This window comes from Streptomyces sp., from assembly GCF_035563135.1.
Taxonomy (GTDB): domain Bacteria; phylum Actinomycetota; class Actinomycetes; order Streptomycetales; family Streptomycetaceae; genus Streptomyces.
Window position 1 is genome coordinate 1 of the sequence record NZ_DATMVN010000451.1, and the last position, 11,011, is coordinate 11,011.

The following is an 11,011-nucleotide window of genomic DNA, read 5'->3' on the forward strand; positions in this document are numbered from 1 at the left end:
CGCACGGCGGCCCGGGTGATCCGGCTCGCGGACCGGCTCGGCCTCCCCGTGCTCACCCTGGTCGACACCCCCGGCGCGGCCAACGACGCGGAGGCGGAACGGGCGGGCGCGGGTGCCGCCATCGCCGATGTCTTCGCGGCGGTCGCCGGCGCGCGGGTCCCCGTGACGACGCTCGTGATCGGCGAGGGCGGCTCCGGCGGTGCGCTGGCGCTGGCCGCACCCGGCAACACCCATGTCACCGCCGACAGTTACTTCTCGGTGATCGCACCGGAACTGGCGGCGGCCATCCTGAAGCGCGGTCCGCAGGAGGTGCGGGCGACCGCCGGCCAGCTCCGGCTGCGCCCCCAGGACCTGGTGGAGCTCGGGGTGGCCCGCTCGGTCGTCGGTCCCGCCGTGCCGGAGGGCTGAGCCGCGCTCGACGCGGGCGGTGGAGAAGGCGAAGCCGCTCGGGGCGGAGCTCCGGTCCGGCCCGGTGCCCCTCGCGTACGGCCGGTTCGCCGCCCTGACGGACCCGCAGGGCGCAGGGTTCTCGCTGGTCGGTCCCACGAGGGCCGGGGGCCGAGGGCCGGCCCGCCGGGTGTCACGGGCGCCTCCTGACGGTTCCCGGCCCCTTCCCCGCCCCGTCCTGCCCCGCCCCCGCCCCCGCCCCGCTCTGCTCTGCTCTGCTAGGGCTGCGGATCACGTGCGTCGTACCGGGCGAAGCCTCGCCAGCGCAACCCCAGCAGGCACACCGCCAGCACACAGGCGATGCCTCCGCCGGTCACCGCCACGGCGGGGGACGTCAGGTCGGCGACGGAGCCGGCCACGAGATCACCGAGCCGCGGGCCGCCCGCCACGACGACGATGAACACCCCCTGCAACCGGCCGCGCATCTCGTCCGGCACCGCCGCCTGGAGCATGGTGTTGCGGAAGACCATCGAGACGGAGTCCGCGTACCCGGCGAGAGCGAGCAGGACCAGTCCGGGCCAGAGCTGCCGGGTGAGCCCGAACACGGCGATGGCTCCGCCCCAGCAGCCCACGGCGATCAGCACCGCGAGCCCGTGCCGCCTGACGCGGGCCAGCCACCCGGAGAACACGCTGCCGAGCAGCGCCCCCAGCGCCGGGGCGGCGACCAGGAGCCCGGTGGTCTTCGCGTCGCCGCCGAACCAGACCACGGCGACCACGGGGAACAGGGCGCGCGGGTGGGCGAGCACCATGGCGCACAGGTCGCTGAAGAAGGTCATCCGCAGATTGGGCCGGGAGCCGAGGAAGCGCAGACCGTCCAGGACGGACGCCCGCCGGGCACCCTTCGCCCCCTCCGCCCGGTCGGGCAGCATCGAGGGCAGCCGCCACATCGCGTACAGCGAGGCGGTGAAGGTGATGGCGTCGACGGTGTACGCAGCCCGGTAGCCCCACCAGCCGACGATGAGGCCGCCGAGCATCGGTCCGGCCAGCCCGCCCGTGGTGGACGTCATGGCGTTGAGGGCGTTGGCGGCGGGCAGCTGTCCGGCCGGGAGCAGCCGGGCGATCATCGAGCTGCGGGCCGGGGAGTTGAGCGCGAAGCACACGGCCTGGAGGGCGACGACCGCATAGAGCAGCCCCACGTGCTCGACCCCGGCGAAGGTCACCACGGCCAGCACGACGGAGAGCAGGAACGATCCGGCCGCGCTGAAGAGCCCCAGCTTGCGCCGGTCGACGGTGTCGGCGACAGCCCCGCTGTACAGCCCGAGGAGCACCAGCGGAACGAGCGAACAGAGACCGATCAGCCCGACGGAGAACGCGGACCCGGTGATGTCGTAGACCTGGAGGGAGACGGCCAGCGCCGTCATGCCCTGCCCGATCCAGGAAACGGTGTTCCCGAACCAGAGCCGCCGGTAGTCGGGCGAGGTCCGCAGCGGGGTCAGGTCGGCGAATATGCGCGTGCGGGATACACGTGGTTCGGCTTTTTCGGTCACGGGGGATGGTAACGACCGGCTGCCCTCCTCTCGTGGCCCGGGCCCGCGAGGGCCGGCCCGCCGTCCGCCCACGGTGTGCCGGCACGGTTCATGGCTCTCCGGGCGACGTACGGCGGCGGATCACCGCCCGGCCATCGCATCGTTTGCGCCACACGGCGCGAAAGTGGCGCGTTCACACGTTGCCGCCCTGTGCCGCTACGCGCAGCCTGGAGGCCGCGGGAGCGCTCCCATTCCCGCTCCGCGGTCCGGCCTCGCTCGTCCCCCGCGAAACCGCCACCGCGTGCAAGGCACCACTGCTGTGCGAGAACCGCTGTGCGAGAACCGCTGTGTGAGAACCACCGCTGTGCAAGCGTCCCCCTTTTTCTGGAGCCGATATGCCACGACGCCGCTGGGCCGGGTCCCTCCTGCTCGCCCTCCTGCTGACCGCCCCCCTCGCGTCACCCGCCACGGCGGACACCGTCGACACCGTGCCCACCCGGACGGGCACGGCGGAGGGAGTCTCGCCCGTCCCCTTCCCGTCGCTCAGCGCGACCACCACCCAGGTCGCCTCGGGACTGAAACGGCCCACCGCGATCGTCGCCCCCGACGACGGCACGGACCGGCTGTTCATCACCGAGAAGTCCGGCAGGATCCGCGTCTACCATCCGGACACCGGCCTGGCCACGGCCCCGATCGTCGACATCACGTCGTCCGTGGACGAATCGGGCAACGAGCGCGGCCTGCTCGGCATGGCCGTCCCGCCCGACTTCGCCGACAGTCAGGACCTCTATCTGGCGTACACGGCACTGCCCGCCGGCTCCGTGACCCTCGCCCGCTACCGGCTCGACGAGTCCCGCCTGGAGGTCCTGCTCTCGCAGGAGCACGCCGAGTACAGCAACCACAACGGCGGCCAGCTCGCGTTCGGTCCGGACGGCAAGCTGTACTGGAGCATCGGTGACGGCGGCGGCTCCGCGGACCCCTTGCGCTCCGCGCAGCGGCTGGACACCCTGCTCGGCAAGATCATGCGCATCGACGTGAGCCGGAGCTGCGCCCCGCTGGCCTACTGCGTTCCGGGCGACAACCCCTTCGTGGACACCCCCGGCGCCCGCGAGGAGATCTGGCTGTACGGGCTGCGCAACCCGTGGCGCTTCTCCTTCGACCGTGCCGACGGCTCGATGTGGATCGGCGACGTCGGCCAGGGCCGGTGGGAGGAGATCAACCACCTCGAACCGGGGCAGGGAGGGCTGAACCTCGGCTGGTCCTGCTACGAGGGGCTGGAGAAGTTCGACGGCGGCGACTGCCTGGCCGGTGAGACGTACACGAAGCCGGTCTTCACGTACTCCCCCTACACAGGCGGCTGTTCGGTCATCGGCGGCCACGTCTACCGGGGCCAGAAGTACGCCGGTCTGGTCGGCGGCACGTACATCGCCACCGACTACTGCTCATCCACGGTCCGGGCGCTGCGCGCCGACGGCAAGGGCGGCTACGAAGAGGCCGAGATCGGAAAGATGCCCACCCAGGTGACGTCCATCGGCACGACCGTCGACGGGGAGTTCTACGTGGTGAACGACCTGCCCGGCGGCCTGCACCGGGTGTCGTTCGCACAGGAGGAGCCCACCTGTCGCGTGGACCGCAAGGTGACGGCCTGGGGCACGGGCGCGACGGTCGACCTCACCGTCACCAACACGGGCAGCACGCCGGTGAACGGCTGGACGCTCGAGTTCACGCTGCCCCCGGGGCAGACCGTCGTCTCCGACTGGAACACGGACCTCACCCAGCTGAGCAACACGGTCGAGGCGTACAACGCCTCGCACAACGCCACGATCGCTCCGGGCGCGAGCATCACCCTCGGCTATCTCGTCGACCACACCGGGAACGCGTCGTCACCGCCGCGGTTCATGCTCAACGGGGACGCCTGCGCCATCGGCAACTGATTCCTGGCGACGTCCCGGATGTACATCCCGGTGACGTCGTTGGAGACCTTCTCGTTTACGAGCCTGCTGCGGTACCAGGACACCGTGCAGGTTCTGCCGCACACAAGCACCGCCGGGACTTGCGGTCGTGGCAAGGTCCCGACCCTCCCGGAGCGCTCACGGGAGGTAGCCGTTCTCAACACGGGAGGTGACGGCCGGCGGGGACCGGACATCTCACCATGACGCCCGGCCGTCCGGGGCTCCGGCCGGCGGGTGCGGCATACCCAGCGGCGGCCTCCCGTGGGGCCTCCCGTGGCATGAGATCTCCGCCCGGGGCGGTCCCCGGCCGCACCCGTCAGCACGAGGCCCGGGGACAGCCACGGAGCGCCCCGGGCCCAGGCGGCCCGTCAACGAGGGTTCAGCGCACGGCGGGCCGCGTTGATGACGTTGTGGGCGTCGGCCCCGTACACGGCCGACTCGCGGAGGGTGCGCCAGACCTTCGAGTACAAGGCGATGTTGTCGGCGTCCTCCAACCACATCTCGGCGTGCCAGTCCTCCGCGACCACGAGGCGGTCATCAAGGACCCAGAAGCCGTTGGCGGGCACGATCTTGACTGACGCCGTGAACGGGATGACGCCCAGCTCCACCGTGTCCATGCCGATCATTCCGGTGAGGCGGTCCAGCTGGGTGGCCAGCACGGAGGGCGGGCAGATCAGCGAGCGCAACGCGGCCTCCCACATCAGCACGTGCAACTTGCGACCAGGGCGGTACAACCACTCCTGACGCTGCGCCCGGGAGCGCACGGCGGCCTCGATGTCGTCGGCCCCGCCCAGCAGCTCCGAATAGCGCTGGATGACGTGGCGGGCGTACTCGGGCGTCTGCAACAGACCGGGGACCACCGACTCTTCCCAGATCCGCATCCGCGAGGTGCGGTCGATCTCCGCACTCAAGCCCTCGTGCAGCGGCTTGAACCCGTTCGCCAGCGCCCTGCGCCATGATCTGATGTGGGACTCGAACCCGGCCAGCCGGGCGGCAAGCTCGGCGTACGTGCCCGGCTGCCCGGTCGCGTCGGCCCACGCCCTCAAGTCCTCGGGGGTGGCCGTCTGCCTGCCGTTCTCCAGCTTGCTGACCTTGGAGCCCTGCCAGCCGAGCCGCTGGGCGAGCTGCTGACCGGTGAGCCGGCCACCAGGGCATGAGAACCGCAGTTCGCGCAGTCGCGCGCCGAGGGCCACCCTGGCTTGCTGGTAGTCGGTGCTCACCGGTCACGCGTCATTCGGTCGCGGCGAACTGGTCGAACGGCACGGCGTTGTGCATGGCGGCGTCGCGGACAGTGGCGTACCGCACGACCTCAGCCGGTTCGGTGATCAGCTCGATGTCCGTGATGTCGTCGGCGTCGTCGAAGTGCAGCACGGCGACGATGCGCGAGTCGAAGATCCAGAAGTCTTCGGCGGGCAGGTCGGCCGCGTCCTCGCGCCACAGGTACCGGATGTCCTCGCCGACCGCCGCGTTGTGCCGGGCGTAGTCGAGCAGGAACCGCTGTTCGGTGGTCATCGGGCGGTCTGTGACCCGGACCCGGCCGACACGCTTGCCCGCCTCGGTCTGGGCCTTGATGTTGACGAACCAGGGCTCGTCGGGATCACAGGGCGAGGACCCGGTGGCGAGGAACGCCTGAAAGTCGGGGTCCTTCCGGTCGGAGGCGTAACCGCGCCGCGTCTCCAGCCGCCAAGCAGTGTGCTTGAAGGTCTCGAAGAGGCGCCGGAAGGTGGCCCGGTCGACAAGCTCCGGCACCCGTTCCATCTCCTTCGGTGCCCAGTTCACGAGCAGTTCGCGCGGCACGACCACCGCCGCATCATCCGGCCCGAAGTGCTGGAGCTGTGCCAGGTCTTCGGGGTCGGTCACGGGCGTGCCTTGAACGATGACCTCGCCGGTGCCCTCGTCCGTGTGCAGGGCGGGGCAACCGTCGACCTTGCTGTCCGTCCCGGTGAATCGCAACTGACGAGCCATGGACGCTCTCCCTTCCAGGGGTGTTGATCAGCAGCATGGCCGGAGCCCCAGCCCGGAACTACGGGGTCAAGCAGGGTCCATGGGCAAACAACAGCAATACTCGTGGCTCGTCGAGCAAATTCGAGAAAACAGCATATCGCCGGCCAGCCGCCCACTTCTAGCGTCCCGTTCATGGCAACCAAGGAACACCAGGACATCGACCCGTTCGCAACCGTGGAGCCCCTGGGGGCAGCACTCACCAAGGCCGGAATCGTCCTTCCCTCACGGCGAGTGGACCCCGCATCCCCCGCACTGAACCCCGCTGAGCTGGGGTGGGTGCGCGCCGACGTGGCCGCCCGCCCGGCCGGAGCACTTCAGCGAGGGGACCGGGAATGACTCAACACGAGAAACCAGCAACGACCCTCAACCACGGTGCACTGCCCTACCCGCGCGGAACCCTCGTGGTGGACACGGTCTCGGAGCGAACCGGCCTGCTGGTGGGCGTGATCGAGGAGCGCTACAAATCGAACGGCAGACTGCACAAGCGCCAAGCGTTCATGGTGCCGCCCGGCGGTGGCATCGAGTGGGACGTGCCCTTGGAGCGCATCGAGCCGGTGCCCGAGGCCAACAAGGCTTAGCTGCTCCCCCCGGGCGATGGCGTCCCGTACGAGGTCCTCCCGTCCCAGGCCGGCGGCCACCCGCAACGCATCCTTGGCCACCACTGTGTCGTGTTCGATTCGACGCACCTGGTGACCGCCGGCCCCGGCTCGGACGATCAGCGATGTGAGCTCGGTGTCGTGACCCGGCGCGAACCTGCTCCGGGTCGTAGCGACGCACTCGTTGGCCTCACCGGCCGCGTAACGCCCTCGGCGAGCCGGCGCCCTGATACCCGGCGCGCGAAGCGCCCTTGGCCGCTCACCCGGTCAGGAGCGCGACGAGCGCGAGGTGCCATGAGAGCTGGGGTCGGGCGGCCCTGGCCTCCGCCGGCCTCGCCGCCCGTGAGGGGTGGCCCGAGACCCTTTTGAGCCGCGCGCGGTCAGCGGGTGACGACCGGCCGGAAGGCGTCCCGGACGTCGGACTTGGCGGTGGAGACGAGCTGGTCGCCCGGTCCGTAGTCGTACGTGCCGTAGTACTCGTAGTGCAGGACGGCCGGGCAGCTCCTGCCGCTGATCTGCACCGAGTGCGGACCGACGCGCTTGCCGGTGCGCAGCTCGTAGACCTTCAGCGGGATCTTGGCCTTGTGGAAGGTGACCTGGTGGGGGAAGTGGACGGACTTGTCGTTCTCGTAGGGGCAGGTTTCGACGGTGGCTCCGTTCTTCACCGTGTCCGCGCAGACCACGAGCGCCGCCTTGGCCGGGTCGTCGGTGCGCCAGCCGCCGGGGAGCTTGCCGGTGTACTCCGTGTCGCCGAGGAACAGCGCGCGGTTGGTGCCCTTGCGGTAGGGCGGGGCGGCGCTGTACTTGGCGGGCTTGTCGCAGTAGCCGGACGTCGCGTCGTGGGTGGCCCCGATCAGCGCCCGCACCTCGGCGAGTTCGATGGCCAGGCCGGCCTTCTTCACGCCGCTGCGCGCCTTGCCGGCGAGCGGCACGTCCGGGTAGGCGTCGAGGAGCCGCTGGTAGCGCGCCCGTGCCTGTGTCCAGTTCTCCTCGTCCATCAGGCCGTCGGCGCATCCGGCCAGCGCGGCGGGCTCCGTGCGCGTCGCGGTGTCGGCGGACCGGTCCAGGACGTCACGGGTGGGCTCGCGGTCGCGGAGCCAGCCGGTGATGTCGGCCGTCCCGCAGGCGTCCTCGGTGGGCAGGGCGTCGAGGAGGGAGTCCAGGGCTGTGCGGACGGTCTCCTCGTGGCCGGGTTCCTTCAGCACCCGGGCGAGGACGCCGAAGCCCCGCTCCAGCTCCTCGATGTCCCCGGACTGCCCGGCGTCGTACAGCGTGGACGCGGCGCGCTCCAGCCGGCGGCAGATCTCCACCACCGCGTCGCCGGGTTCGACCACCGTCGCTGCCGCCACGCGGTGGCCGGACCACACCTCGCTCTGCGCGGCGACGGCCTCGGCACAGTCACCGGCCTCGCGGGCCTCGTCCACCCTGTTCTCGATGCCGTGGGCATCGACGCGCAGCAGCACGGCGGTCAGCAGCACCGCGACCGTGACGGCGAGAGTGGCGTTGCGCTGCACCCTGCGTACGGCATGTTCGCGCCTGCGGGCCAGGAACCAGCCATGGGCGGTGCCGGCTGCCCACCACAGGAGCAGCAGGAGTTCGCACCAGGCCCCGGCGGTCGAGGCGGTGAGCTTCAGGAGTACGCCGGTGCCGAGCACGGCGAGCGCGGCCAGCCGCCGGTGGCCCAGCACCAGATAGCCGATGCCGAGCAGCGAGGCGTTGCCGACCGCGGCCGCCACCGGGTCGCACGGGGCCGTGGGGGGCTTGACCGGCCTGGGCGGCACGGGGGGCTCCGGCGCCTCGTCGGACGGCCGGTACGGGTCGTGTCCGTACGTCGCGTGGTCCATGGCTGTCATCCCCGGGGTGAAGTGGGCGCCGGGCCGCGTACGGAGAACCAGCTGTGTGCGGTCCGGCCCAGCACCACCCACAGGGCCGCCGCGTCGATGCCGAAGACCAGCAGCACCGCCGGACCGGGAGTTCCGGAGGCCAGCGAGGCGATGAAGGTGAGGAACATCGAGCACGCCATGAAGGCCAGGCACACGGCCAGCACCACACGGATCCAGGGCCGGCGCCTGCCGGCCAGGACGACGCAGGCGACCTGGAGCGCCGCCAGTCCCCAGCAGAACACCGCCACGAACCAGGCCAGGCCCATCGGCATGAGCAGGTCCTGCCCGTGCTCCTGCTTGTTGTAGTTCTCGTCGAGGGCCGCCCAGCCGCCGAGGGCGGTGCCCAGCGCGTGCGCGGCGACGACCATGAGCACGAAGACGAGGGCCCCGGAGAGGCGCGCAGCCTCGGGCTGACGGGGGCCGGCCGGGCCGGACGGGCCCCGCAGGTCGGAGGACGGGTCGGAGGACGGGTCGGAGGACGGGTCGGAGGGCGGGTCGGAGGGGTGGGAGAAGTGGGAAGGGTTCTGCATGGAAGGTCACCTCACGTTTTCGGTGTCCGGCAGGTCGTGGTCCCGGGCCCGGCCGGCTTCGCGGTCGGCGCTCCGGAGGAGGAGGTCCGAGCCCTCCCCCCTTGCTCGGGCTCGGACCTCCGCCGGAGGCCGTCCCGGTTCCGGTCGCGGCCCTCGGCCATTCGACCGCCGTACGCCGTTGTTCAGCAGGCCCTGTCCCGGCACCGAACAACCCAAGGGCGCGGGTCGGCGGGAGAACCGGCCGCGACCGGACGTGAAGACCAGGTGAACGTCCGTGTCCCGCCTGCGGTTACCCGGCAGTTCGGTTGCGGCCACCCCTCCCGGCTCCCTACCGTGGGCGCCCGGGCGGACGCACTGGGTGATGACCTGGTGGCGTCCGGGCGGAGCGAGGGTGGGGCGGGCACGTGTCGGGACAACCAGGGCCGGGACGCACCGAGGGCGAGCTGGATCCGGAGGCCGGGCCGGTGCCACGGTTCGCCGCCGGACTGCGGGCGCTGCGCGAGGCCGCGGGGAAGCCCACGTACCGGGTGATGGCTCAGCGGGCGCGTTACGGAGTGACCGCCCTGTCGCAGGCGGCGGCCGGGAAGCAGCTGCCCACCCGCGCGGTGACGCTCGCCTATGTGAAGGCGTGCGGCGGCGATGTGAACGCGTGGGACCGGCGCTGGCGCGAGACGTCGGCCGAGATCGCCGCCGAGGCGTCCGGTGACGAGACCTCCCGGCCGCCGTACCGTGGCCTGACCCGGTTCGAACCGGGTGACGCCGGACTCTTCTTCGGCCGCGACCAACTCCTGGAACGGCTGACCGGGCTGAACCGCAAGCACCGCCTCACCGCCGTCTTCGGCCCCTCCGGCAGCGGCAAGTCCTCGTTGTTACGCGCCGGCCTGATCCCCCGGCTGCGCACCCCGCCCGAGGACGCGGGCGACGGGGACGGCGAGGCCGCTCCGGCGGCCGTACGGATCTTCACACCCGGCCCCGACCCGCTGCGCACGCACGCCGACCGGCTCACGCCCGTGCCCGGCACCGACGCGGACACCTGGCTGCTCGTCGACCAGTTCGAGGAGCTGTACACCCTCGGTGCCGACCCGGCCGACCGGGACGCCTTCATCGACCGCCTCGTCGCCGCCACCGACGCCGACAGCCGGCTGCGTGTCCTCATCGCGGTGCGGGCCGATTTCCTGGGCCGCTGTGCCGAACACCCCGGCCTCACCGCAGCGTTGCAGGGTGCCACGCTGCTCGCCGGACCGATGAGCCGCACGGAGCTGCGGGAGGCCATCGTGCGCCCGGCCGCCGCGGACGGCCTGATCGTCGAGCGTTCCCTGACCGACCGCCTCCTGGACGAGGTCGAGGGCGCCCCGGGCGGGCTGCCGATGATGTCGCACGCCCTGCTGGAGACCTGGCGTCACCGCAGCGGCCGGGTCCTGACGGAGGCCGCGTACGAGGCGGCGGGCGGACTGCACGGCGCCGTCGTCCGCACGGCCGAGCAGGTGTACGGCGAACTCACCCCGTCCCAGGCCGAAGTGGCCCGCCGTGTGCTGCTGCGGCTCGTCGCCCCCGGCGACGGGGCGGCGGACACGCGCCGCCCCGCCGAGCACGCGGAGCTCGACTTCGGCAGTCCCGCCGACACCCGCGTGGTGCTGGAACGCCTGGTCCGCGCCCGCCTCATCACCTTCGACGACGGCACCGTCGACCTCGCCCACGAAGCCCTGATCACCGCCTGGCCCCGGTTCCACGCCTGGATCGACGCCGAACGCGACCGGCTGCGCGTCCACCGCGCGCTCTCCGAGGCGGCACGCACCTGGCAGGCGCTCGGCAGGGAGAGCGCCGCTCTCTACGCAGGCTCCCGGCTGGACGCCGCCCGTAACGCCTTCCCGCAGGACACCGCCCGGCCGAACGGCACCACGGCGAAGGACCGGGAGGGCGATGAGAACCGCCGTGGCGTCGAACTCACCTCCCTGGAAAAGCAGTTCCTCACCGCTTCGCTCCGCCGTCAGCACCGCCTCGCGCGACTGCGGCGTACGGTCGTGGCCGTACTCGCCGCTCTCGGGCTGCTCGCCACCGGCACCGCCGTCGTCGCCCTCCAGGCACGTGCCACCGCGCAGGCCGAACGCGACGACGCCGTCTTCGGCCGCCTCA

9 protein-coding genes and 1 pseudogene are annotated in these 11,011 nt (G+C 71.9%); 5 read left to right on the forward strand and 5 right to left on the reverse strand.

What is annotated here, in order from left to right:
* The coding region (locus VN520_RS19995; protein WP_325748296.1) for a carboxyl transferase domain-containing protein at window positions 1-408 on the forward strand (408 nt) is incomplete at its 5' end.
* Window positions 409-665: 257 nt separating this feature from the next.
* Here VN520_RS19995 and VN520_RS20000 read toward each other — a convergent pair.
* Complete coding sequence (locus VN520_RS20000) at window positions 666-1,934, reverse strand: MFS transporter (protein ID WP_325748297.1); 1,269 nt, start codon at window positions 1,932-1,934, stop codon at window positions 666-668.
* 374 nt (window positions 1,935-2,308) lie between these two features.
* Between VN520_RS20000 and VN520_RS20005 the strand changes: the two genes are divergently transcribed.
* Window positions 2,309-3,847 (forward strand): PQQ-dependent sugar dehydrogenase, encoded by a 1,539-nt coding sequence (locus VN520_RS20005; RefSeq protein ID WP_325748298.1) that lies wholly within the window; start codon window positions 2,309-2,311, stop codon window positions 3,845-3,847.
* A 386-nt stretch (window positions 3,848-4,233) separates the two neighbouring features.
* Here the strand turns inward: VN520_RS20005 and VN520_RS20010 are convergent, their stop codons facing one another.
* Together VN520_RS20010 and VN520_RS20015 are read right to left on the reverse strand one after the other, a co-directional pair.
* The gene (locus VN520_RS20010) at window positions 4,234-5,085 is read right to left on the reverse strand and encodes a helix-turn-helix transcriptional regulator (RefSeq protein ID WP_325748299.1); all 852 of its coding nucleotides are present in this window, start codon (window positions 5,083-5,085) and stop codon (window positions 4,234-4,236) included.
* 10 nt (window positions 5,086-5,095) lie between these two features.
* Window positions 5,096-5,830, reverse strand: a complete 735-nt coding sequence (locus VN520_RS20015) for a DUF6879 family protein (RefSeq protein WP_325748300.1) — start codon at window positions 5,828-5,830, stop codon at window positions 5,096-5,098.
* A 171-nt stretch (window positions 5,831-6,001) separates the two neighbouring features.
* Here VN520_RS20015 and VN520_RS20020 point away from each other — a divergent pair, with 171 nt between their 5' ends.
* Together VN520_RS20020 and VN520_RS20025 are read left to right on the forward strand one after the other, a co-directional pair.
* Window positions 6,002-6,205, forward strand: a complete 204-nt coding sequence (locus VN520_RS20020) for a hypothetical protein (RefSeq protein WP_325748301.1) — start codon at window positions 6,002-6,004, stop codon at window positions 6,203-6,205.
* Complete coding sequence (locus VN520_RS20025; protein WP_325748302.1) at window positions 6,202-6,447, forward strand: hypothetical protein; 246 nt, start codon at window positions 6,202-6,204, stop codon at window positions 6,445-6,447. Before VN520_RS20020 ends, VN520_RS20025 begins: the two co-directional genes overlap by 4 nt.
* A 398-nt stretch (window positions 6,448-6,845) precedes the next feature.
* On the opposite strand, the gene VN520_RS20030 is transcribed toward VN520_RS20025, so the two are convergent.
* Together VN520_RS20030 and VN520_RS20035 are read right to left on the reverse strand one after the other, a co-directional pair.
* A complete protein-coding gene (locus VN520_RS20030) occupies window positions 6,846-8,309 on the reverse strand; it encodes a hypothetical protein (protein WP_325748303.1) in 1,464 nt (487 codons plus the stop codon).
* A 5-nt stretch (window positions 8,310-8,314) separates the two neighbouring features.
* The gene (locus tag VN520_RS20035) at window positions 8,315-8,878 is read right to left on the reverse strand and encodes a hypothetical protein (protein WP_325748304.1); all 564 of its coding nucleotides are present in this window, start codon (window positions 8,876-8,878) and stop codon (window positions 8,315-8,317) included.
* A 404-nt stretch (window positions 8,879-9,282) separates the two neighbouring features.
* Here VN520_RS20035 and VN520_RS20040 point away from each other — a divergent pair.
* A pseudogene (locus VN520_RS20040) lies at window positions 9,283-11,011 on the forward strand (WD40 repeat domain-containing protein); the annotation flags it as partial.